Raw genomic sequence first — 24,836 nt, 5'->3', positions numbered from 1 at the left:
TTTGGTTCGTTATAGCCCTTTTTAAGGGAAGATGTTACTCGCTAAAAAGAATGTTATCATGAAACTGGTTAAATATTTTTTACAGAAAAAGTCTCTGACCATCCTGTTGCTTTTGCTTGTGCTGTTCGGGGGATTGTTCGCTTATGCGAAAATGGGGAAACTGGAAGATGCCCCGTTCACGATCAAACAGGCTTTGGTGCTTACCCCTTATCCGGGAGCCTCTCCATCGGAAGTGCAGACGCAGGTGACCGACGTGTTGGAGGAATCCATACAGTCGTTGGGGGAACTCTATTATTTGAAGACGGAGAATCGGGCCGGGCTGTCAAAAATCACGGTTTACGTGAAGAAAGAGATCCGGGCGGATGAGATGCAGCAACTTTGGGATAAACTCCGGAGAAAAGTGAGTGATGTGCAGGGAAAACTACCGGCAGGAGCTGGGCCTTCTGTCGTGAATGATGATTTCGGGGATGTGCTAGGTGTTTTCTATGGGCTGACAGGAATGGGACATACCTACCGGGAACTGGAGGATCAGGCGAAGTTGATCAAAAATGAGATTCTCAAGGTGAAGGATGTTGCCAAGGTCGAGATATACGGGGTACAGACCCCAACGATTGATGTGAAAATCAGTCCTTCGGTGATGGCACTTAGCGGTATCACGACCGCGGATATTGCCCGTGCTTTCGAGGGACAGAATAAAGTGGTGGATGCCGGGGGGATAGATGTCGGGGAGAATCGGGTACGTATCGAGTCAACCGGGAATTTCTATTCGTTGGATGATATTCGGAATCTGACCATTGTTTCTAAAGGCGGGGAGCATTTCCGGCTGGCGGATATTGCCGAAATCGAGGAAGCCTACCAGACGCCGGCTTCCAATATGATGCGTGTGAACGGGGAACCCGCTATCGGAATAGCTATTTCTACGGTTCCGACGGGGAACGTGGTGGATATGGCCGAGGCGGTAAAAGAAAAGATAGATTGGTTTGCATCCGAGATGCCTGAAGGATATGCTCTTTCCTGCATTTATGATCAAGGGTACGAGTCTGCCGTGGCAAATCGGGGGTTCATTGTCAACCTGATCGTTTCCGTGCTGACTGTCGTGGCGATATTACTCTTCTTTATCGGTTTTAAAAACGGGTTGTTGATCGGCAGTGGGTTGGTATTTTCCATTTTCGCCACGTTGATCGTGATGTTTGCTGACGGGATTGCCTTGCAGCGTATGTCTTTGGCCGCAATTATCATTGCCATGGGTATGCTGGTGGATAATGCGATCGTGGTATCGGACTCTGCGTTGGTGAATATGCAACGGGGGATGCGCAAGCGGACAGCCATTATGAGGGCTTGCTCTGCAACGGCTTTGCCATTATTAGCCGCAACGGTTATTGCTATCCTGACTTTTATGCCGATTTATTATTCACCGCATATTACGGGGGAATTGCTGTCTTCGATGGTTGTTGTGATCGGGGTGTCATTGATGTTTAGTTGGGTATTTGCCCTCACGCAAACGCCGTTCTTCATACAGGAATTTGTGCGTCGTCCACGTCCGGACGAGTTGACGGCAGAGTTGTTTACCGGTAAATGGTATGATCGTTTCCGACGCTCGTTGCGGGTGGTGATCCGTCGTAAATATGTGGTGGTGGGTTGTCTTGTGGTTATGCTTTGCGTGTCGGCGTGGAGTTTCCGGTTTATCCCGAAAGTTTTCGTGCCTTCGTTGGATAAACAATATTTCACGGTCGATATGTGGTTGCCGGAAGGGACCCGTATTGAAGAAACTGACCGGGTGGCGGACGATATGGCTGATTATGTCAGTACTTATCACGAGATGGAGATGGTGTCGGCTTTCGTGGGGCGAACTCCGCCACGATATTATTTGTCGAACGTGTCATTCGGGCCTCAATCCAATTATGCTCAATTATTGATAAAATGTAGAACATCGTCGGAATCCCGTCAGCTACATGCCGTGTTACAAGATTCTCTCCCGGCGAAATACCCGGAGGCGTTTATCAAGGTGAATAGTTTCGAATTGAGCCCGTTGAACGAGGCGTTGATTGAAGCTCGTTTTCTGGGACCGGATCCGGCGGTGCTGGATTCTTTGGTGGGTGTTGCCGTGGATATTATGCGTCGCAATCCGAAAGTGGCGGATGCCCGTAACGAGTGGGGAAGTATGGCGATGATGATTCGTCCGGTGTATGATCCCGTGAAGGCCGGAGCCTTGGGGATCACGAAGGCGGATATGATGCAGTCTGTGAAATCCATTCAAGATGGGGTGACGGTTGGCGTGTACCGGGATGACGAGAAGAAAGTACCCGTGTTGTTGAAATCTGCCGGGGCGGATATTACGAATGCCGAGGCTTTGGGTAATTTCTCCGTGTGGAACGGGGTGAATTCTGCCCCACTGTCGCAAGTGACGGAACGGATTGAAACCACGTGGGAGTTCCCGCAGATGCGGACGTATAATCGGCAGTTGTCCATGGCCGCCATGTGTGGGGTGAAACCGGGTACTACTATGGCGGAAGTACACGGGGAGATTCGGGCAGAAGTTGAGAAAATACAACTCCCTGAGGGATATACATTCTTTTGGGATGCTCAATTCAAGGATCAAAAGGAGGCCATACAGGCCATCGTGATGTATTTCCCATTGGCATTTCTGTTGCTTGTTGTCATTCTGGTGGCCTTGTTCGGAAACTTCCGGCAACCAATCATTATTCTTTGCGTGTTACCTTTGTCACTGATTGGCGTGGCTGTCGGGATGTTGCTCACGGGATTTGATTTCGGGTTCTTCCCTATTGCGGGGTGGCTGGGATTATTGGGCATGATTATTAAAAACGTGATTGTGTTGATTGACGAGATCAACGTGCAGCATGGGAACGGGGTGGACTTGTATACTTGTATCGTGGAGGCCACGGTTGTACGTACCCGTCCGGTATTGATGGCTGCAACAACCACGATCTTCGGGATGGTTCCTTTGTTGTTTGATATTGCTTTCGGGGGAATGGCAGCCACGATTATTTTCGGGTTGACATTTGCCACGCTATTGACGCTGTTTGTTACCCCGGCTCTTTATGCCATATTTTATAATGTAAAAGAAAATCAACGATGAAAAAGATATTTGTATTAGGTTGTATGCTGGCGGGTGCGTTTACCGTGTCCGCCCAACAAAGCTCTCTTCTTGAGAAATACCGGAACATGGCTTTGGAATATAACTATGATCTCAAGGCTGCGGAAAAGAATATTTCGGTGAGTATGGAACTGGAGAAATCCGCCCGTGCCGATTTGAAGCCGAAAGTGGAGGCGGGAGGAAATTTTCAGTACACGGGGAATCCCATGGAACTATCGGCAGATGTGCCTTCGTTGGGGCGTTCTGTGGGATTTAAGGGGAAAAATATGAAATACGGGGTGTCGATGTCGCTCATGCAACCGCTTTATACCGGGGGACGGGTGCTTGAAACGATTCGGATGGCCCAGTCACGGCAAGCCGTGGCGGCACAACAGGCGGAGGTGGTGAAGAATGCCGTGTGTTACCAGACGGATATTCAGTATTGGAACACGGTGGCCCGGCAGGAGATTGTGGGTGTGGCCATGGATTTTCGAAATTCGATGTCCTCGTTGGTAAAAACGATCCGGGAGAGGGTGGATGCCGGGTTGGTGGATCCGCAGGATTTATTGATGGCAGAGGTGCAACTGAACGAGGCGGAGTACCGTCTGTTACAGGCAAAGAGTAATTTCGAGACGGGGCGTATGGCTTTGAATTCGATTATCGGGTTGGAGTTGTCTAACCCGACTATGATAGAAGAGAATGTTCCTTTATTGCTGGTTGAGGATTCGGTTCTTCGGGGAAACGGGAGTAATCGGCCGGAGATCAGGATGGCCGAGGAACAGGTGAGGATGGCGGAAAGTGCGTTGCGATTGAATGATGCGCAGTATAAGCCACAGGTCTATGTCGGGGTTGACGGGAGTTATTCTTCTCCGGGGTATAACTTCCGCACGGATATGGACCCGAATTACGTGGCGTACGCGAAAGTATCCATCCCGGTGTTTGAGTGGGGAAAGCGGCGAAGTGAGAAGAGAGCTTCCCGGGGGCAAGTCGGTATGGCTTCCGATCAGTTGAACCGGGTGAAAGACAACGTGGCACTGGAAGTACAGACGGCACGGCTGAATTTGTTACAGGCACTAGAACAGGTGAAATTGACGGGAAATTCGTTGGAGAAGGCCAAAGAAAATGAGACGAAAGCGTTGGAGCGGTATGGGGAGGGAAAAACGTCTATATTGGAAGTGATCGATGCTCAAGCCTATCGGGAAAATTCGCAACTTAATTACGTGCAGGCTAAAACGGAGGCGCAGAGCTATTATTCCGGGTTAATAAAAGCCTTGAACGCGTACGAATCTTTGTAAATTAGACTAACTTTGCTAAATAAACAGGATCACAACATGAATAAGAAACTGGATATTTTGCTGTATGCCGGATTGTTTTCCGGGTTGGGGGTATTTTCATATCTCCTGTTAGTGAGTTATTCCGGTTTTTCACCATTGGTACAGGAAGAGTTGTATTCTTTCGGGGCTTGTCTGTTCTGTATTCTTGCATTCAATATTTTAGGGTATTTCACAATGCGTATCAGCTCGTGGCTGAACGTGAGCTACGCTTTGAATATCCGGAGAAGGTGGAGGATTGTTGTGATTTACCTGTTGGTGATGTTGATGTTCTTTTTGCTGAACTATGGTTTACTGGTTTCGGCTAAGTTACTGGCGGGGGCATCGCATCCTTTTACTTTCTATGCCGGGGGAAAGTTCGTATTGGTTCTCGTTTGGTTGGTGGAATTAGTTATCTTGGGGTTGTTGCTGGCTTTCAGGGCTATACGAGAGATGTTGCGGTTACAGCAACATACTGCGGCTTTGCAGGAAGAGAATAATACGGCGCGGTACGTGGCTTTACAGAATCAAGTGAATCCGCATTTCCTGTTTAATAGTCTCAACACGCTGATTGCCGAAATCGAGTATAATCCTCGTAATGCCGTGGAGTTTACCCGGAATCTTTCGAATGTTTATCGTTACGTGTTGCAATGTCAGGATAAGACTCTTGTGACGTTGGGAGATGAACTAGATTTTCTGGATGCTTTCCTGTTTTTGCATAAAGTGAGATTGGGAGATTGTATTACCTGCGATATTGAAGTGCCGGATGATTGCCGGGAACGGATGGTGCCGCCGCTGACGTTGCAATTGCTGGCGGAGAACGTGATCAAGCATAATTCGATTTCTACCACTCATCCGATGAGGATTGCCATTTGGGTTGATGAGAATTTTCTGGTAGTGAGTAATTTGGTTCACCCTAGGAAGGATGTCCAGTCTTCCGGAATCGGGCTTCAGAATCTGGCAAACCGCTGTAAGTTGATTACAGGTAAAGAGATAGAAATAGTTGATAAATTAGGTGCATTTACAGTAAAAATACCTTTTGCTGATGAATAATTTGAAAGTAGCCATTATTGAAGATGAGGTGCCGGCAGCCCGTTTGCTACACTCCATGCTCCGGCGATTGCGTCCCGCTTGGGAGGTTATGGTTTTGCCGGGGAGCGTGGAAGAGGCGGTGCAATGGTTTGCCGAGAACCCGCATCCGGATTTATTGTTTCTGGATATTCAGTTATCGGATGGAGATTCGTTCAGTTTTCTGACATCTGCTCGCCCTTCTTCCGTGATTATTTTTACCACGGCTTATGATCAGTACGCGATTCGGGCTTTCACGGTAAATAGTGTAGACTATATCCTGAAACCCGTGGATGAGAAACGTTTGCTTGAGGCGATCGTGAAATATGAAACACTGGTTGCTGCAAATACATCTCCGGAAAACGGTTACTTGGATGTTATCCTCGATAGTCTCCGGCATCGGGAGAAAGCCTATCGTACTCGCTTTCTCATTGCGGGAGGGGAACGTTTCCGTCCGTTGGAAGTGAGTGACGTGGCTTATTTCTATTCCGAGAATAAAATCACATTTGCGGTGACCTATACCGGGCAGGAACATATTGTTGACCTTTCTTTGAATAAGTTGGTGGAACAATTGGACCCAGATCAGTTCTTTCGAGCTAATCGACAAGTATTGCTTTGCGTGAAAGCTATTAGTCATGTGGAACCTTATTTTAACGGTCGAATCGTGGTTTTCGTGAAACCACCCTATAAATCACAGATTATTATTAGCGAGGAAAAGATTACAGCATTTAAGTTGTGGTTGAATTTTTGATGTAATACAGTCCCGTTTGAAGATAAACAGAAAAGAGGCTTTTTAGCCTCTTTTCTGTTTAATTGTGGAGTAGCAGGGAATCGAACCCTGGTCCAAACACGGAATCCATATGCTTTCTACATGCTTAGCTTTTTATTGGTTTTCGAATATAGCCCGGAAAAAAGCACCCAAACTATACCTTAGCTTCTGTTATTTCATCAGCACCACGAAACAAGATGTTGACTAACCTCGTATTGCCTGCACCCCGGATGCTGGTTGGCACAAGGTGGGACCGCCAGCGGGATGTCTCGTCTCCACTACCTTGAGCGGAGATTAAGCCTCAATCTACTATGATTCGATTAGGCAGCAAGAGCGTAATTTCTTTCGCCAATTAAAATTTTGCGTCCGGGATTTACGGGCCGGCTTCACTACGCCCGACATGCTTACATACCTATTCTTCATGCTGTCAAATCCACGTCTACCCCATAGATATGTGAATGCAAAGATACGAATATAATTGAAAATTGAAAATTATTTATTTCTTCACGGTTCGAGTTGGTTATCCGGTGTATTCGTGCGAAGGAGGTTTTCGATGTCTTTCATCTCGGGATTGGTATCAATTACTTTTCCCTGTGGGTCGATCAAATAGACCGTGGGAACTTGTTTCACTTTATAGACTTGCCTTACCCGGCTTTTTTTGAATCCCTCAAGATCAATGAGTTGTTTCCAGTAAATCCCGTCTTCACGGACAGCATTTAACCATTGTTGTTTGTTGTCGTCAAGAGAGATAGAGATGATCTCCAAACCTCGTTCTTTTAATTGAGAATAGTGTTTATTTAATTCCTTATTTTTCTCTCGGCACGGGGCACACCATGACGCCCAAAAGTCGATCAATACGTATTTCCCACGGAAATCAGCGAGTGAGACCGTTTTGTCATTTATATCGGGTAGGGTAAAGGCAGGGGCATCTCCGATTAGTTGGGCGGCTTTAAGTTCTTCATAAGACTTGAAAATCTGTTCTTTCATGTTACTTTCTGGGATGGTGTCGCCTAAGGCTTGGATGACAGCGGTGAAAGGTTTGTAAAAGTGTTCATAGTGATAGAGAACTTTATAGATGATATATTGAGGAATCTCCGTGCCGGCAAATTGTTGTACGGCTTGTAGACGAAAGTTTTCGATTTCACGTAATTTTCGAGATAAGAGAGTACTTCGATTGGCTTTTTGTTGTAGATTGGAGATCGTGTCGTAACCCGAACACATTCGGTTATATTCTTCTTTGCGAACTGTAGATTCGTGTAAATAAGCCGTTAGGCGATTCTGCAAGCTTGTTGGCTGATCGGTTTCGAAGTAATACATACCGTCTTTTTCTGTGAGGTGATAGTGTCGGTTTTGGGTATAGACAGGGATTTCTATGTAATCTTTCGGGAGAAAAGCGATAAGGAGTTTACCCGGTTGGATGTTGGTTTGGAACATGAAACTACCGTCTTCTCGGATTGGTACGATGAATATAGAACTATCACGATGACTATAAGGATCTTGGAAACGGATTTCTTTACTTTTTAATGGTTGTGTGAATTTGCCACTAATCTGAAATACAGGATTTTCCTGCCGTAATGCTATTAGCAAAGTGGCGAGCGTCAATAGAAGTGTCTTCATGGTATTAGCATAATTGAAGAATCGAAAGCAGGATTCATCCTGCTTCGATTCTGTTAGTATAAATCGTGAAATATTATTTTTTATACATCATGTTTACGATTTCTCCTGCAATGCCTTTTTCTTCCCAGGGTTCACTGCTTCCGCTAAGGACGAAACAAGTGACGTTGCCTTTGTATTCTCCCCCATTAGCTGATTCCCAGCCCACGTAGAGTTTATTCTCGTTAGAATTGAATACCATTGATTTGATAACATCTCCTGTTTCTCCGACTGTATATCTGGCAGGTTCGAAATTTCCGTTGCTATAAATATTATACACGAAAATTTGATTTCCCACGGAATAATATAAATGGGGATTTTTTGCACTACCGAGAAATTTACTATCCGAGTTAATACCGGTACCTTCAGTTGAAACTGGACTTCCAGAAAGATAAGGAGGATTTGCAAGTATGATTTCAGGCGTCCCTCCCGGAATTTCCACGATAATAACCTGATTGTAATAACCACCCATACAAGGTACGAAATCGATCAACTTTTTCCCTTTGAAATCATTCGGTTGTATGTCCACTATTCTTGCATACCAGTCATCATAATAGAATAACCTGTTGTTAGCATTGTCATAAACGAGATATGATTTCTTTGCCAGACAAATCTTGTTTGCTAATTCTATTTTATTCGGCAAAACCAACTTGTCTAATTCTTGTTGTACGTGGTTGATAAAACCGTCTTGCCCTGCATCCAGATACAAAAGCCGCCCGTTGTCAAAGCAAAAGATGGTATTGTTTAGTCCCAGATAGGTTTCCGTTTCATTCGGTTTGCCGATGAAATTGAGATTTCCGGCGGGATAATCAAGCAAATAGGTCGCCTCCATCGTTTTACTATTTAATTTTATAATCCTGTTTGGATTTGCGGATGCGATGTAAAGTGTGGAAGAATTTAATTGTACGATTCCTACCGGATCCTCACCTAAAGGATAATCCGGATTGTTACGTTTGTAAGCATTTAATTGAAATGGTACGTCCGGTTTGTCTTCTCTTTTGAAGGAGAGCATGCTGCCCTCGGTAGTTTTGCTCATGACCATTAAGCCTTCTTCGTATGGCGAGGTAACTTTTAAATAGAAGTCCTGATAAGAGGAGCCGTCTTCGTTGCTAACTGTCAGACGACAAGGGAAACTACCCATATCAGCGGGGGTCAATTCATCGCATACGAACTTCAGGTCTTTCTCCGTGCTAACGGTTTTGTAGTTAACGTCCCAGCGATAGGTGAGCGGCTTATCTTCATTTTCTTGTTCGATTGAAGGACAAGCTAATGTGAACTCGTTCCACTGGTCTTCCCTGTATGCCGTGCTGCTGAATTCTTCTTGAAACTTTATTCTGGATATCGGTTTTGTTCCCAATTCGGTCGTGTTATCAATACAGGAATTTAATAGGATGACCGATAAAGTTAAAGCAATGTATATATTTCTCATAGTTACTTGAGTGTTATAGGTTAATTGAAATCCCATTTGATGTTAGGTTGAAATTCCCACTCTTGGGTTAATTCCGGATTGGCTTGAGCGTAATCATACACTTCACGTTTGAATACACTTTGCACCTCTAGAAAATGGTCTATGCAATATTGACGTTCTAACGGGTGTCCATAATATGCGATGATTTGCTGGTACATGCCTCGGTGATATTTTATTGTTTTATTTCCGAAGATTTCCTTCCACCACATGGGTTCTTCCAAATAGTTATTAAAAGTAATGACAGCTTGAAGATTTTCTTTGCTACCTAATTCAAAATCGATACTTTCTTTCAAATCAAGAACAATCTTGTAAATGACTTCCTCTTCTGATAGCTCGTCTCTAATTAATTCTATGGGTAAATAAGCATTTACCGAGTCGATCAGTAGCGGGTATTCATTCTGGAGCGTTGTAAAATGTACGCCTTCTATTGCTGTGCTTTTTTCTTCGTTGAGAGTTATTCTATATTTCATTTCCCGTGTTGCTGGGGTACCCATCTTTTTGACGGGCATGTAAACGATATGGCGGGTGTAAGTCATGATTTGATCACCGAATGAAAAGTTCACACTGTCTGTGGTTGATGGAAAATAGATTCGGGCAATGTTGTCGTAATAACCGTCTGTGTTTTTCTCGCAGGAAACAAGAAATAACAGGCTGCTGATAATCAGATATAATATGTTCTTTTTCATAATACTATTTATTGATGGAACCAAATTCTTGTTCATTTCTCGGCCAAGGGAGTACGCTGATTTGGGACGAGAGCGTGATTGTGCTTGTATTGTTCACGTTCGAAAATTCGCTGTTTGTCCTTTTGTAATCAAGGAAAGTTTGTCCCTCTCCCCAGAACTCTTTACGTCGTTCTTTTAGCAATATGTTTTGAAATTCCTCCAATGATGTTGCCGGCTCTAATCTTTGTCCCAATCCTCGGCTTCTTCTTACCGCTTCCAAATAACTTTGTCCCATTTCTTGTTTTCCGTTTGCAAAAAGTGATTCGGCAGCAATGTAGTACATTTCAGGAAGACGCAACATGCAGATCCCCCGTATGGCTCCTTGCTGGGTTTCCATATCTTCTACATTATTCCGGTCTACGTCGAGTAGACGGGCAAAAAGGATATCGTTTCCCTCGGTCTTGAAGAAATTGTTCCAACGATAATCGTGATTTTCAGAACTCCAATTTACATCTTGATACATACTCATGGCATCTGGACGTACAAACATAATGTTTTGACTCGCAGTCGGGTCTGTCATGAATTCTTGGAACAATGATTCGTATAATTTGTTGGACCATAACCCCCAAATCATTTCATTTTGTCCCGGGTACCGCATTGCTTTGGAAACATCTTCCGTCGAGGCAATCAGGCGATAATTGGGAGATGCGATTACTTTTTCCGCATAATACCCTGCACTATCTAATTGTCCTTTGTAGTGAAAAACTCTGGCTTTCATCGCATAAACACCGTATAGGTTGACGTAATTGTAGGTCGTGTTACGATATTCTCCGCTAAGTTGCAACGTGTCATTTGCAAGTAGTTGTTGTGCTGTTGTTAAATCTGCTAATACATTATCATAGCATTCTTTTAACGTGTATACTTCTTTGTTTTTAAGATCGAAGGTATAGGCATAAGGAATGCCGCCTGCGTTAGGATTATTCTGGATGGTTTCACAGAAATAACGCATGATGTCAAAATGTAGGAAACCGCGTAGTGCATACGCTTCTCCTTTGATCAAAGGGTAGTCCGAGTGTGCGTTGAGGTCTGTACCTTCGATATTTTCAATGATGTTGTTCAGGTAGGATATAATTTTGTAAGTATCTGTCCAGATCGTTGTAATGATATTTTCTACTGCTGGGTAGGTATAGTTGTAGCGGAGGGTATTGTATGCTGTCTGTTCCTCACTTACGGTTGCTTTAGGTGTAAACAGTTGTGCTAGTTGATCGGCAAAACCGTAAGTCAGATTTTTACCATACAGGTTGATAGTTGCCAGATTGGCGTATACACCGTACATGGCATCACGGTAACCTTGAATATCTTCAAACAATTTGGTTTGAGTAACTTTACCGGCGGGGTTCACGTCTAGGTATTCGTTACACCCGGTAGAGATACAGCTTATAAATAAGCAGGTATATAATATGTGTTTAAATTTTTTCATGATATATGGATTAGAAAGTTGCACTGATGGATAATTGGTAACTTCTGGCAAACGGGTAGTCAAATCCACGTTCTTGTTTAATGGTGGACAGACGGAACAGGTCGTTTGTCATTAATTGAACCCGGAGGCGACTCAAGTGGAGTTTCCTATAAATAGCGGGAACGAAATCATAGGATAGACTCAGACTTCTTAGGCTGAGTGTGTATTCGTCTTCGATGAAACGGCTGGTTTGATCTGGAATACTTTGGTCTGCGATATTTTTGTACTTCACCTGGTCGCCTACTTCTTTCCAACGGCTTTTAAATACACGTTCATCGGCATTATTGTAGGGACTGGAACCTTCAACACGAGTCACCAATGTTTGGTTATAGACTGTTGCTTTTAACCTGTAATCAAACATCATATTGAGTTGGAAATTCTTGTAGGTCAAGTAGGAACTAAGAATACCGTACACTTTAGGATCGCTATCTCCGAATACAATCTTGTCACGATAATCGTACGTGAAAGTCGGCTTGCCGTCTTTCCCGATAAAAATTTCCCGCCCCGTGGCTGGATCGATACCGCCGGATTGTACAGCTTTGACAGCGCTAATAGATTCGCCTTCTTCATAAACCGGCATGGGCGCCCGTGACTTCTCTGCGTTATTTTTTTCGTTCTGTTCTTTTAAGACATTACTAATCTGTATGATTTTGTTCTTGTTATGACTGGCAGTTAGGGAAAGTGTCCAATCCCAGTTGGAGTTACGGATAGCAATGATTCTTGTTCGGAATTCTATACCGGAATTGTCTATTTTGCCCATGTTTTCTGTGGCTGTTCCGACCCCGACGGAAGGAGCTTTGGTTACGCTTAGTAACAGATTGTCAGTGATTTTCTTGTAATAATCAAGTGTCATGTCGAATCGGTTGTTGAACAGGTTGACATCCAACCCGATATTATAATTCAACGTACGTTCCCATTTCAGATCTGCGTTGCCGATGGTGATGGGAACAGCTCCGATTCCGTTGTCATACAAGTTCTCTGCCCGGTATTCGTAAGTCGTGATCGCTTGATAAGGAGAGAAACTTGCATTTCCGAGATAACCGACGCTGGCACGTAATTTCAGTCGGTCTGTTGAAGTTGCGTGAAAGAATTTTTCATTATGAATGTTCCAGCCAAGACCGAGACTCCAGAATGGAGCGTAACGCTGGTCTGCGCCAAATTTGGATGAACCCTCGTATCGAATGGAAACATCTGCAAAATAACGATCTTTGTAAATCGTATTGAGGTTTATGAATCCACCCAATGTTCTTTCCACGTCCTGAGAACCAGTGGGAGTTCTCTCTGAGGGATATTGAGTTGCGAAAGAGGGATGTGCCAATTTGTCGGAGAAAATGCCAATCCCTGTGTAGCCGTTACTGTTCAGATCCGAATGTTCTATGTTACCTCCGGCAATTAGGCTGATTAGTGTTCCGTTGTCGAAAACTTGATTATAAGTTAATAAAAGTTTTCCCTGGTAATCAATCGTGTTGGTATTGCTGATCGTGATACTTCCTGCTTCGTTAACGGGGAAATCGTCAAAGGTTTTCGAGTCTGGCGAGAGGAAATTTTCCCGATTGCTTAGGTATTTATTTAGAGAGAAAGAACCTTCGATTCGTAATCCTTTGGCTAATTGGACTTTTAAGTCTAGTACATCATTGATGCTGAGGGTTGATCCTTTATCGTAACTACCGAGCGTTGCTTCGTAAAGCGGATTCGCTTTGTTGAAAGTCAGGTTATTATTCAGTGTCCCATCTACATTGTAAGCCCGGTCGTACGGATTTTGGTTAACGTATTCTCGGAATGAACCGTAAGGAGATTCGTGGTTGTTGGTTCCGGAAATAGTCGTGTAATTCTGGACGTAAACAGCATCATTCTTATTGTAGGATAGCTTGAATATCAATGAGTAACGTTTTCGGTCTGAATCGAGCATGACCCCCTGATCATTCCCGTAACGGACACCTAAGTTGTAACGAACATATTCGTCTCCTCCATACACGGTGATATTATGATTGTGCGTGAAGGAATTACGTAATGGGTAGGACATCCAATCCGTGTTTACACCTTCACGGATGCGTTGGTATATGTTATTGTATTGGGCATCTTTTTCGTATTGGTCAGCGCTTAAACCGTCTTCAGAAGTATATAATCCTGCCCGGTATTCATACTCAAGTTTTTGTTCTGGGTTGAGCAAATGGTAGTCGCTTAGATCGGGAACAGATACTTGGAATGTCCCGCTATAGGAAACTTTCATCTTTCCGGCATTCATTGGGCGAGTGGTGATAACAACCACGCCGTTGGCGGCCTTGGCGCCGTAGAGGGCGGAAGCGGATGCATCCTTCAGTACGGTGGCTGATTCAACATCGTTAATATCCATGTCGAATACGTAATCGGCGGAAACCTCGGCTCCATCAACAATGAATGTGGGAATATTGCTGCCTTCGGTAAAGCTGCTCCGTCCGCGGATCAATATTTCAGGACGAGTATTGGGGTCTGAACCACGCTCGTTATTTTCTACCAACTGCATACCGGGAATAAATGCTTGTAAGCTTTGTAACAAGTTTCTATTTCCAGCGATAAGTAACTGGTCCCTGCTGATTGTTTGTGCCGCTCCGGTGAAACTTGCTTGTGACTTGTTTCCATAACCGGTAACAACAACATCTTCTAGTGCTTGGTTGTCATTTTGCAAAATGACCGTGTAATCTGTTTTCTCGTGATTTAATTTTAACTCATAGGGTTTCATGCCGATAAAAGAGAATACCAGTACAATATTTTTATCTGCAGGGACAGATAATGCGAATTTTCCGTCGATATCTGTGGCCACGCCTAAAGATGTCCCTTTGATGAATACGGATACTCCCGGCAGTACCTCTCCACTTTCATCCGTGACTTTCCCGGTGATCTTGATTTCTTTTGTTTGTTGTGTGGGCTGTATCGTTTTGGGTGAAATCACGATATAGTTACTCAGAATTTCGTATTTTAACGGTTTATCTTTCAGGGCGGCATCCAGAATCTCCGCTACGGTCTTCCCTTTTATATTAGCATTGACCTTGTAGCCTTGAACGTCCTCGTGATTGAATACAAACTGTAAGTTGATCTGTTGTTGAATCTGTTCGAAAAGCTGTTCTAAATTAACCTCTCCTAGTTGTAAGTTGATCTTCTTTTCCTGTGACCAGACTTCAGCATTTAGGCTTGTACATCCCAATGCTACCACTAGACACATGAGTTTCATTTTAATCATGATCCAAATTAGTTTTTGAATGTTTTTTTTCATAATTTTGTTATTAATATTTGACATGATTCCCTTTGGGGGGAATTTTAGCCGGAATGTATTGGCGTGCGTTCCGGTTTTTTTCTAATGTTTTTTCTATTCTTGTTTCTATTTTTTCATAACGATTTGATTAATTATTTATACTCTTTTACAAGCAATGTTTTACCTTTTATTTCCAGACGAATTTTCTGTGTCATTCCGAGAGTGTTTATCACTTCCGTGATGCTGCAACTACGCTGGAAACCGGCCGTGAAATGAAGTTTCTTTAGAGTTGGGTTTTGATAAATGACTTCGACGTCATACCATCGCGCAATCTCGTTCAACAAGTTTTCCAATGGTTGTTGCTTGAAATAGAAAGCGTTGTACCGCCAAGCGATAGCCTCTCGCAATTCGATCTCTCTCACTTTCACGATTCCTTGTTTCAATAAAGCCTGTTGGCCTGGAACAAGTGGTGTCACTTCCTCCTGTCGCACAAGTTGAATACTTCCTTCAGCTAATGTTGCGGAAGCTGGTTCGTCCGTGTAGGCACGTACGTTAAATTGCGTGCCTGTCACCCGAATATCAAACTGCTCTGTTTTTACAATAAAGGGGTGCCGCTCGTCTTTCGCTACATCGAAAAAAGCCTCACCTTTTAGTTTTACTTCTCGCTTTTCACTGGTAAAATTGACTGGGAAAGTAATCTCGCTCTCCGAATTTAACCATACGATTGTTCCATCTGACAAGATCAATTGATATTCGGATCCTCGGGGAATCCACATCGTGTTGTAAACGACTTGTTCGTTGTGAACGGTCGGGTGATAAACTAATTGTTGCGCTTTGTTCCGGATGGTGGTTCCATTCTGCTCCTGTAAGTCATTCACGGAATCTGACAACACGACTTGTTGACCATCAGATAATGTTAGAATGATGTTTCTTGGCAGAATAGAGCTTTGTGTTGTATCTGTTGCGTGAAATCCTGGTATTCTCTTCTGCATTTGTGTTAAAGAAAGAGCAATTCCGATCAGTATTGCCACTGCTGCTACGCTAGAGATCCATATTCTCAATTTCCGCCCTGGTTTTTGGTTGCTGACAAATATCTTCCATGCCTCTTCTTCATCCACCTGCTCTGAAACTTTATGGGCATAAACGGCATGCCATATACGTTGTAACTCGTACAACCGTCGTTTTTGTTTTCCGTCTTTCAATCTTTTGGTTAAAATTTTCTCTTCTTCCGGGGAGAGTTTTTCTCCGGAAAGCATATTAATGACAATATCCTCAATGTCGGTATTATTTTTTTCTAACATACACGCCGCCTTTATTATTTTTCACCTAAAGACAACATGAAGTAAGAAAAGGGTAGTTCTCCCTTTTGAAAGTTTGATATTTTTTTGTAAAAAGAAAAAGTGGGCTATTTATTTCTGGTAAGTATGAGATAAAGGATTAATTCCGAAACCTCCTTATTTGCCTTCTCCCGTAGAAAAGCATAAGCTCTTTTAATATGGTCTTTCACGGTGTTGACAGATATATTCAATATCTCTGCAATTTCTGAATAAGATTTTGATTCCACTATGCTGAGTTCCAGTACTTTCTTGCGTTTTTCTGGGAGTAATTCTAGTAGCCTCTGTACCAAGTGTAAATATTCTTCTGGGCTATCCTCATCCTCTGCCGCTTGTCGGATATACTCTTGTCGATACTTATTTACTACTCGCTGGTGCTTTAAATAATTCAAACTGCTGTTTCGAATGGCATATTGTAAATATTTTCTTGTATCTCCGATTTTGTCGAATTCCTTTCGCTGTTCCCAAAGTCTCGTGAAAATTTCCTGCGTGATATCTTCTGCGGTTGCTAGGTCATGTACATAAAATAAGGCAATTCTTACTAATTCGGGATATGTTTCTCGGAAAAGTAGTTTAAAATCATTTAGTATGTCTCTGTTTTGCCCCATCCTATGATATTTGTGCAAATATATAGGAAATAATTGAAAACTATTTGAAGAAGAGAAGGAATTATTCAGTTTGGGAGCATGGTGTGTTTATTCCATCAGATGCTCGATGAGGATTTTGACTCCGATGGCGATGAGGATGATTCCCCCGAATAATTCGACGTTGATACCTTTGATTTTTCCGAAACGGTAACCGCTGATGACCCCGATCAGGGAGAGGGCGAATGTCACGAAGCCGATGATGAAGGCAGGGAAATAGATGCTTGTTTTAAGGAAGGCCATACTGACTCCGACGGCAAGGGCATCTATACTGGTGGCTACTCCCAGTGTGAGCAAGGTTTTGGTGGAAAAGGACGAGATGGTGGTTTCTTCTTCCCCAAAAGATTCGTAGATCATCTTACCACCTAGAAAACCGAGAAGGATAAAGGCAATCCAGTGGTCAAAGGCGGTAATGTACGAGCTGAAGCTGACTCCCATGAGCCAACCGAGCAAGGTCATCCCTCCTTGAAAAATTCCCATGGTAAGGGCCAGACGTAAAGACTGCCGCATGCAGAAAGGGCGCATGACAATACCGCCGCTGATACTTACGACAAGACTATCCATGGCTAGGCCTACGGCGATCAATAAAATGGAGATGATTCCCATGCATGAAATTTTTGACAAAAGTATAAAAATGATGGAGGAAATGAGCGTAAAAAATGTAACTTTGTAAAGATAGAGTGATTATTTATAATAAGTATAGATATGAATTTACAGACGAAGATTACAATTGCGGCACCGGATTTTTCGATAGATTATAATTCCAAGCTGATGATGTTGGGATCGTGTTTCGCGGAAAATATGGGTGGTAAGTTCTCGTATTACAAGTTTGACGTGGATGTGAATCCTTGCGGAATTATTTATAACCCGCTGTCCGTGGCAAACGTGTTGCGTCTGATCATGGAAGGAAAGCCGTTCGGGAAGGATGATTTAAGGAAAGTCGGTGAGAAATGGGTGAGTCTGTACCATCACGGGGCATTCTCGTCCACCGATCCGGAAGAGTGTCTGCGTCGGATAAACGAGCGTTTGGAGAGGGCCACAAGAGAACTTCGTTCTTTAGATTTATTGGTAATCACTTGGGGAACAGCGTGGGTGTACAAGCATGTGGGGGAAAATTTGGTTGTGTCGAATTGCCACAAGATCCCTTCGCAGGAGTTCGAGCGTAGTCGGTTAAGTGTGGAGGATATTGTGAAGGAATACGTGGAGTTGATTGGGCGTTTACGGGAGATTAATCCGGGACTTCGAGTATTGTTTACGGTAAGCCCGATCCGCCATTGGAAGGATGGCGCTCACGGGAACCAGTTGAGCAAGGCCACGTTGTTGCTGGCGATTGATCAGTTACGGGAGAAATTGGATCACGTGTATTATTTTCCGGCTTACGAGATCGTGTTGGATGAATTACGGGACTATCGTTTTTACGCGGATGATATGTTGCATATGTCCGGTCTCACGGTGGATTACATTTGGGAACGTTTTCTGTATAGTTTCATTACTCCCGATGTGTTAGGGTTGATGAACCAGATCGGACGGATTAATAAAGGGGTGGCGCATCGTCCTTTCGACCCGCAGTCCGAGGATTATCAGCGTTTGGTAAAGAAAATGTTGGCTGAAATTGCCATGATTTCCCATTCCTATCCGATGATTAATTTCTCGGCGGAAGAGGAAAAATTAAAAAGTTTAGAGTTTAAAATTTAGGATGAAGAAACTACCCCCACCGGCTCCCCCTTGCACAGGGGGAGAGACGAACGCAAGAAGGCTTCACGATGTTTCAATGTAGCGCATTCTCCCCTTGTGTAAGGGGGAGTTAGAGGGGGTAGTTGGAAAATTAAAAGATAAAAAACTAAAAGATGAAAGTTGAAGAAACCTGTAACTCGCTAACTCGCCAAAGGCGAATCCGAGCTGGAATCTAAAATTTAAAATCTAAAATTCCACGGGTGGTGCCGTAACCGTGTCTTGCTCCACGACGGGATTCAGTTCTTGTAGGTAAATAGTCGTTTTTACCGGATAAGCACCGGAGTACTTTTTACGGATTCGTTTCAAGGCGGGGATTGCCTCGATGCGGGTGCGGAAATTACCTACCCGGATTTTAAAATCAGGATCGGTGTATTGCAGGTATGCCGGAATGTCTGGGAACTCTTCTTCGAATCTTTTGGTATAGCTTTTCAGCGTGTCCACGTTCGTACCGTATGAACTACGGGATAGGATTTGGATGCGATACCCTTGAAAAAGCTGTTCTTTCCGGTTCACGGAAATATTCAGTTTTAATAGTTGTTCGATTTTCGGATCGGCATGAATGATCACTTTACCTCCGGTAATGGAATCTGTTTCTGAGAGTTGTTTCACGAAGTCAATCTCTTTTTTGACCGGGGGAATAGAATCTGTTTGCGCCCAAGTGAGGGACGTGATGAAAAGTGATAATATGACGAGTGTTAATTTCATGGGTAAATCTCTATCGTGCGTTCAACTAATTCGACTTCAATCGACAAAGATAGTATAATTTGTCTTTTTGTGGTAGAAAAATAGATAAATAACACTATTTTTGTAGTCGCAAAAATTTAGCGTTCTACATGAAAAAGGAATAATAAGATGAATCAAGTAACAGATCAACAAATCATTGAAATATTGAGAAAAGAGGCCGTTCCGGCCTTGGGGTGTACCGAACCGGTAGCCTGTGCTTTGGCGTGTGCAAAGTGTAAAGAAGTATTGGGGGGTGTGCCCGAGCGTTTGGACGTACTGGTTAGTGGTAATATTTACAAGAATGGTATGGGTGTAGGCATTCCGGGAACAGGAATGGTCGGGTTGCCTATTGCTGCCGCTTTGGGAGCTGTTTGTGGAAAATCGGAGTACGGGTTGGAAGTGTTGAAAGAGGTGAACGTGGGGGATAACTTGCAGCGTGCGAAAGATATGTTAGGTCAGGTGACGGTTTCTTTGAAGGAGGATGCGCCGGATAAATTGTATGCCGAGGCTCTGGCCACGAAAGGAAATGATACGGTGAAGGTGATTATTGCTCACACGCATACTAATATCGTTTTGGTGGAGAAGAACGGGGAAGAGATTTTCAAAAGAGAATTCCGTCTGGATACTTCAAAACCGGAAGATAAAGGACCGGAATTGAGCGTGAAACGTATCTGGGATTTCGTACATGAGGTGGACGTGAAGGACATCGAGTTCGTGTTGCAGGGTGCCGAAATGAACAAGGCAATCTCGGCCGAGGGATTGAACTCGGAGTATGGGTTACAGATTGGTAAGACATTAAAAGAAAATATAGATAAAGGGTTGCTGGAAGATGACTTGCTAAACCGCACGTTGATTCGTGCTACGGCAGCATCGGATGCCCGTATGGATGGATGCCCGAAACCGGTGATGACGAACTCCGGTAGTGGTAATCAAGGAATCACGGTATATCTGCCGGTGGTGGTGGCTGCCGAGAAATTCGGGGCATCCCGTGAACAATTGGCTCGTGCTTTGGCATTGAGTAACTTGATAGCCGTGCATATTCACCATTACATGGGACACCTTTCAGCTCTTTGTGGTATTCTGATTGCAGGAACTGGTGCGGCATCCGCAATCACCTATTTGATGGGAGGAACTTACGATAACATGGTGAACACGATCAAGACGATGTGTTCTAATTTGACGGGTATGATGTGTGACGGGGCAAAACAGGGATGTGCTTTAAAGGTATATTCCGGGGTATCGGCTGCCGTACAGGCCGCTTTGTTGTCCATGAGAGGAATCAAGACGAATAATGATGGAATCGTGGAGGAAGATATTGAACGTACCATTCGTAACGTGGGTTTGATCGGAACGAAGGGTATGGAGGAGACGGATAAGACGATCTTGAATATCATGTGCAATAAGAAATAATAGAAAGAATTGAATCCGTACGTAAATATACACACGCATCATGTTGGTGAAGGAATTAACATTCTGGATGTTGGTGAAGGAAAGGCGTGGGTAGAAGGAGAAGAAAAACGGAAATCGGTGGAGGGGCAGGAGGTGTTTTATTCCGTGGGGGTTCATCCCATGAAATTAGCCGGGCTGGGAGAGAATGTTTTTACGGGGATAGAGGATACGGTACGGATGAAAAAAGTAATAGCAATAGGAGAGTGCGGTTTGGACCGTCGCTCTCCTATTTGTATGAAGACGCAGGAAGAGATATTGGACGTTCAAGTCGGTTTGGCGGAAGAGTTGCGTAAGCCGTTGATTATCCATTGTGTGAAGGCGTATTCGGAATTGATTGCCGTGAAGAAACGAACGGGTTCTTCCGTACCTTGGATTATTCACGGGTATAACAATAACGAACAGATATTGCGGCAGTTGTTGGATCACGGGTTTTATATTTCCGTGGGAGCGGCTTTGCTGAATTCGCACTCGAATGCTTTTCAATTGTTGCGGGTTATCCCGTTGGGGGCGTTGTTTTTGGAGAATGATGACAAAGAGGTGGAGATTTCGGTTATTTACGAGGCGGCATCTGCCATTTTAGGGATAGAGGTGGAGGCATTGAAGGAAATGATGAGAATGAATTATAATAAAGTTTTTGGAAAATAGTATGGATTGGTTGAGTAGAACGGAATTGCTTTTGGGAGAAGAACGGTTGGGTTTGTTGAAGAAAGCTCATGTGTTAGTGGCAGGATTAGGAGGCGTCGGGGCGTATGCTGCCGAACAATTATGTCGGGCCGGGGTTGGAGAGATGACGATTATTGACGGGGATTGCGTGGACGTGACGAATAAAAACCGTCAACTTCCGGCGTTGGATAGTAATATCGGTAAAGCAAAAGCCGAGATCATGGCGACCCGGTTTCGGGATATAAATCCGGATATTCAATTGCACGTAATCAATGATTTTATTAAGGATGACCGCATGATTGATATTCTGGAAATGGCGAAGTATGATTACGTGGTGGATGCCATTGATACATTGGCACCCAAGATATTTTTAATATACCATAGTTTGCAAAAGGGGTATCGGGTCGTGAGTTCCATGGGAGCTGGGGGCAAGATGGACCCTGAACAAATCCGGATAGCCGATATTTCCAAATCATATAATTGTAATCTAGCCCGGATGTTGCGGAAAAGGCTGCATAAACTGGGTGTCTATAAAGGAGTAAAAGTCGTGTTTTCCCCCGAAGAAGTTGACCCGGAAACCGTTGTTTTAAGCGAGAGTGAGAATAAAAAGTCGAATGTTGGAACAATTTCTTATATGCCACCTTTGTTTGGGTGTTTCTGTGCTTCGGTGGTGATCCGGGATATTGCGAATCCGATTTGATGACATTATTTTACACAAATCCACCCCAAATAAAGAAGTAAATTAACCCAGATAATCTCGCTTTTTCAGAGATTATTCGAAGATGATTCGTGGCTTAAATATTATGTAATGTCGGATCTCCGAGGAATCTTCGAGAGAGTTTCGAATAAGTGATAGTATTTCCATTAAATCTTGGTAGGTTCTCTTGGGGTTCTCTTTAGTAAATAAAGAAAATGAGGGGGGATAAATGACTTTTGCCCCCCTTTTTTTAAGCTCTTAGCTTTTGTGCAGTCAGCCGGTCCATTTTGGATTCGGCGTATTCTTTGGTGATCGTGATCGATTCACAATTTTGTGAAGGAATCTCGAACATCAGGTCTGTCATGATGGCCTCGCAAATAGAACGTAGTCCGCGGGCTCCCAGTTTGAATTCAACAGCCTTGTCTACAATATATTCGAAGACCTCTTCATTGAAGTTCAGCGTGATATTATCCAGTTCGAATAATTTCACGTACTGGCGGATAATAGCGTTCTTGGGTTCCGTGAGAATATTGCGTAGGGCTTGACGGTCAAGTGGTTCCAAGTAGGTCAGTACCGGGAGACGACCGATGATTTCGGGAATCAATCCGAAAGATTTCAAGTCTTGCGGTGCGATATATTGCAGCATATTGTCCCTGTCAAGAACGGCTGTTTCTTTGCTTGCCGTGAACCCGACTACCTGCGTGTTCATGCGTTGGGCGATTTTCTTTTCAATTCCATCGAAGGCTCCCCCGCAAATGAACAGGATGTTTTTCGTGTTCACGGGGATCATCTTCTGGTCGGGATGTTTACGTCCGCCTTGTGGGGGAACGTTCACGATAGAACCTTCCAGTAGTTTCAATAATCCTTGTTGCACTCCTTCACCGCTCACGTCACGCGTGATGGACGGGTTGTCTCCTTTACGGGCAATCTTGTCGATCTCGTCGATGAAGACGATCCCTTTTTCAGCGGCATCCACGTCGTAGTCGGCAGCTTGTAGCAAGCGGGTCAAGATGGATTCGATGTCCTCGCCCACGTAGCCGGCTTCCGTCAACACGGTGGCATCGACGATGGTGAAAGGGACGTGCAGCATCTTGGCTATCGTGCGGGCCAACAAGGTTTTCCCGGTTCCCGTGCGTCCTACCATGATGATATTTGACTTCTCGATCTCCACGTCATCATTGGAATGTTTCTGTGTCAATCGTTTATAATGGTTGTAAACGGCCACGGCGAGGTGCTTTTTCGCCTCGTCTTGTCCGATTACATATTGATCCATAAATTGTTTGATCTCTATCGGTTTTTTGACTTCGATATGATCCATGTCAAGGGGGGTAGAATGGCCTCTTTGTTCTTCCTGTACAATGTCATACGCCTGTTGTGCGCACATATCACAGATAAAACCGTCTACCCCGGAAATCAGAAGATCAACCTCACTGCGTGATCTTCCGCAAAATGAACATTTGTCTTGCATTACTTGTGTTCCCGAATTAATACTGTGTCAATCATCCCGTATTCTTTGGCTTCGGCCGCGGTCATCCAGTAGTCGCGATCAGAGTCTTTCTCTACTTTCTTGATCGGGTTCCCGGAATGATCAGCGATGATCTGGTAAAGTTCTTTTTTTAATTTCATAATCTCGCGAGCCGTGATTTCAATATCGGAGGCTTGGCCTTGGGCTCCACCCATCGGTTGATGGATCATGATGCGTGAGTGCTGTAATGCGGAACGTTTTCCTTTGGTTCCGGCAGTCATCAGCACGGCACCCATGGATGCGGCCATCCCGGTACAGATGGTTGCCACGTCGCATTGAATGTATTGCATCGTGTCGTAAATACCTAATCCGGCATAAACGGAACCGCCCGGAGTGTTGAAATAAATCTGAATATCCTTGGACGGGTCTGCCGATTCCAAGAATAGTAATTGTGCCATGATAATGTTAGCTACATCGTCATCGATAGGTACTCCGAGAAAAATGATCCGGTCCATCATTAACCGGGAAAATACGTCCATGCTTGCCACGTTTAGCTGGCGTTCCTCGATAATGGTCGGGTTTATATAGCTGGAGACGGCAGATTCGAACCGGTGAAGGTTCAAGCTGCTAATCCCTTTATGCTTGGTGGCATATTTTTTAAATTCATCTTGTGAAAACATAATCTATGTATTTTAGTTATACGGGTGCTAAGTTACGAAAAAAAAGAAGGGGAAAAGATACTTTTGTCTATATTTGGGTTTAAAATTTGTGTTGTTGTGTTTAATCGAATAATGTGTTGCTATGCGGAAACAAAAGATTTGGTTATTTCTCGTGTTTTTTCTCCCGGTGATTTCCGTTTGCGGGGATGGGGTTTACAAGAAGAGTGGAAAGGAATTTCGGGACCTGAACAAGAATGGCAAGCTGGACCCTTACGAGAATCCGGCAGAGAGCGTGGAGGTGCGTTTGCAGGACTTACTCCGGCAAATGACGCTGGAAGAAAAAGTGGGACAGTTGGCTCATACCTTAGGCTGGAATTATTACGAGAAGGATGAAAATGGTCAGGTTCGGTTGACGGACTTGTTTCGGTCGGATCTGAAAAATCGTTATATCGGGTGTTTTTGGGCAACGTTGAGGGCTGACCCGTGGACCCGAAAGACTTTAAGGACAGGCTTGTCCCCGCGGGAGGCGGCAGAAATGACGAATGCCATGCAGCGTTACGCTCGGGATAGCACTCGCTTGGGAATTCCCTTGTTTTTGGCGGAAGAGTGTCCGCACGGGCATATGGCTATCGGGACGACTGTGTTTCCCACGGCTATCGGGAGGGCAAGCACGTGGAACACGGAACTGGAGGA

General features: G+C 44.1%; 20 protein-coding genes and 1 other RNA gene. 9 read left to right on the top strand and 12 right to left on the bottom strand.

Annotated elements, in window-relative coordinates:
- The first annotated feature begins 58 nt into the window (after positions 1-58).
- Genes AB5542_RS12855 through AB5542_RS12840 form a run of 4 tightly spaced genes read left to right on the top strand, consistent with a single transcriptional unit; the run spans position 59 to position 6,223 of the window.
- Complete coding sequence (locus AB5542_RS12855) at positions 59-3,097, top strand: efflux RND transporter permease subunit (protein WP_288215132.1); 3,039 nt, start codon at positions 59-61, stop codon at positions 3,095-3,097.
- The gene (locus AB5542_RS12850; protein WP_288215133.1) at positions 3,094-4,389 is read left to right on the top strand and encodes a TolC family protein; all 1,296 of its coding nucleotides are present in this window, start codon (positions 3,094-3,096) and stop codon (positions 4,387-4,389) included. The genes AB5542_RS12855 and AB5542_RS12850 overlap by 4 nt, the downstream gene beginning before the upstream one ends.
- 36 nt (positions 4,390-4,425) lie before the next feature.
- Positions 4,426-5,457: a sensor histidine kinase gene (locus tag AB5542_RS12845; RefSeq protein WP_288215134.1), complete on the top strand. Its 1,032-nt coding sequence runs from the start codon at positions 4,426-4,428 to the stop codon at positions 5,455-5,457.
- Positions 5,450-6,223, top strand: a complete 774-nt coding sequence (locus tag AB5542_RS12840; RefSeq protein WP_087420863.1) for a LytR/AlgR family response regulator transcription factor — start codon at positions 5,450-5,452, stop codon at positions 6,221-6,223. Before AB5542_RS12845 ends, AB5542_RS12840 begins: the two co-directional genes overlap by 8 nt.
- Positions 6,224-6,285: 62 nt before the next feature.
- Here the strand turns inward: AB5542_RS12840 and ssrA are convergent.
- The 9 genes from ssrA to AB5542_RS12795 form a co-directional block, all read right to left on the bottom strand.
- Positions 6,286-6,687: a transfer-messenger RNA gene (gene ssrA / locus AB5542_RS12835) on the bottom strand.
- Between the two features lie 58 nt (positions 6,688-6,745).
- Complete coding sequence (locus AB5542_RS12830; protein WP_368243110.1) at positions 6,746-7,858, bottom strand: peroxiredoxin family protein; 1,113 nt, start codon at positions 7,856-7,858, stop codon at positions 6,746-6,748.
- A gap of 73 nt (positions 7,859-7,931) precedes the next feature.
- Complete coding sequence (locus AB5542_RS12825) at positions 7,932-9,323, bottom strand: PKD-like family lipoprotein (protein WP_288215136.1); 1,392 nt, start codon at positions 9,321-9,323, stop codon at positions 7,932-7,934.
- Positions 9,324-9,343: 20 nt separating this feature from the next.
- On the bottom strand, positions 9,344-10,048 hold the full coding sequence (locus AB5542_RS12820; protein WP_270545225.1) for a DUF4843 domain-containing protein: 705 nt from the start codon (positions 10,046-10,048) through the stop codon (positions 9,344-9,346).
- A 4-nt stretch (positions 10,049-10,052) separates the two neighbouring features.
- Positions 10,053-11,507 (bottom strand): RagB/SusD family nutrient uptake outer membrane protein, encoded by a 1,455-nt coding sequence (locus AB5542_RS12815; RefSeq protein ID WP_288215137.1) that lies wholly within the window; start codon positions 11,505-11,507, stop codon positions 10,053-10,055.
- Positions 11,508-11,517: 10 nt separating this feature from the next.
- A complete protein-coding gene (locus AB5542_RS12810) occupies positions 11,518-14,796 on the bottom strand; it encodes a SusC/RagA family TonB-linked outer membrane protein (protein ID WP_288215138.1) in 3,279 nt (1,092 codons plus the stop codon).
- A gap of 131 nt (positions 14,797-14,927) precedes the next feature.
- Positions 14,928-16,076 (bottom strand): FecR family protein, encoded by a 1,149-nt coding sequence (locus tag AB5542_RS12805; protein WP_270545218.1) that lies wholly within the window; start codon positions 16,074-16,076, stop codon positions 14,928-14,930.
- Positions 16,077-16,180: 104 nt separating this feature from the next.
- Positions 16,181-16,717, bottom strand: a complete 537-nt coding sequence (locus tag AB5542_RS12800; RefSeq protein WP_270545216.1) for an RNA polymerase sigma-70 factor — start codon at positions 16,715-16,717, stop codon at positions 16,181-16,183.
- A gap of 87 nt (positions 16,718-16,804) precedes the next feature.
- Positions 16,805-17,359, bottom strand: a complete 555-nt coding sequence (locus tag AB5542_RS12795; RefSeq protein ID WP_288215139.1) for a manganese efflux pump MntP family protein — start codon at positions 17,357-17,359, stop codon at positions 16,805-16,807.
- 99 nt (positions 17,360-17,458) lie between these two features.
- Between AB5542_RS12795 and AB5542_RS12790 the strand changes: the two genes are divergently transcribed.
- Positions 17,459-18,448 (top strand): GSCFA domain-containing protein, encoded by a 990-nt coding sequence (locus tag AB5542_RS12790; protein ID WP_087420871.1) that lies wholly within the window; start codon positions 17,459-17,461, stop codon positions 18,446-18,448.
- A gap of 225 nt (positions 18,449-18,673) precedes the next feature.
- On the opposite strand, the gene AB5542_RS12785 is transcribed toward AB5542_RS12790, so the two are convergent.
- Positions 18,674-19,192, bottom strand: a complete 519-nt coding sequence (locus tag AB5542_RS12785) for an SPOR domain-containing protein (RefSeq protein WP_087420872.1) — start codon at positions 19,190-19,192, stop codon at positions 18,674-18,676.
- A gap of 147 nt (positions 19,193-19,339) precedes the next feature.
- On the opposite strand from AB5542_RS12785, the gene AB5542_RS12780 reads away from it, so the two are divergent.
- Genes AB5542_RS12780 through AB5542_RS12770 form a run of 3 tightly spaced genes read left to right on the top strand, consistent with a single transcriptional unit; the run spans position 19,340 to position 22,022 of the window.
- Positions 19,340-20,620: a serine dehydratase subunit alpha family protein gene (locus tag AB5542_RS12780; RefSeq protein WP_087420873.1), complete on the top strand. Its 1,281-nt coding sequence runs from the start codon at positions 19,340-19,342 to the stop codon at positions 20,618-20,620.
- 9 nt (positions 20,621-20,629) lie between these two features.
- Entirely contained in the window at positions 20,630-21,304 is a 675-nt protein-coding gene (locus AB5542_RS12775) for a TatD family hydrolase (RefSeq protein WP_288215140.1), read from the top strand.
- A gap of 1 nt (position 21,305) precedes the next feature.
- Entirely contained in the window at positions 21,306-22,022 is a 717-nt protein-coding gene (locus tag AB5542_RS12770; RefSeq protein WP_270545212.1) for a tRNA threonylcarbamoyladenosine dehydratase, read from the top strand.
- A 247-nt stretch (positions 22,023-22,269) separates the two neighbouring features.
- Here the strand turns inward: AB5542_RS12770 and clpX are convergent, their stop codons facing one another.
- Together clpX and clpP are read right to left on the bottom strand one after the other, a co-directional pair.
- Complete coding sequence (gene clpX / locus AB5542_RS12765; RefSeq protein WP_118305787.1) at positions 22,270-23,487, bottom strand: ATP-dependent Clp protease ATP-binding subunit ClpX; 1,218 nt, start codon at positions 23,485-23,487, stop codon at positions 22,270-22,272.
- Positions 23,487-24,164, bottom strand: coding sequence for an ATP-dependent Clp endopeptidase proteolytic subunit ClpP (gene clpP / locus AB5542_RS12760; RefSeq protein ID WP_087420877.1), 678 nt, complete (start codon positions 24,162-24,164; stop codon positions 23,487-23,489). Before clpP ends, clpX begins: the two co-directional genes overlap by 1 nt.
- A gap of 121 nt (positions 24,165-24,285) precedes the next feature.
- On the opposite strand from clpP, the gene AB5542_RS12755 reads away from it, so the two are divergent.
- The coding region (locus AB5542_RS12755; RefSeq protein WP_368243107.1) for a glycoside hydrolase family 3 N-terminal domain-containing protein at positions 24,286-24,836 on the top strand (551 nt) is incomplete at its 3' end.

It is taken from the genome of Butyricimonas sp. RTP31003st1_G1_RTP31003_210430, assembly GCF_040920905.1.
GTDB lineage: Bacteria > Bacteroidota > Bacteroidia > Bacteroidales > Marinifilaceae > Butyricimonas > Butyricimonas paravirosa.
This window is presented reverse-complemented; position numbering and strand designations above follow the sequence as displayed.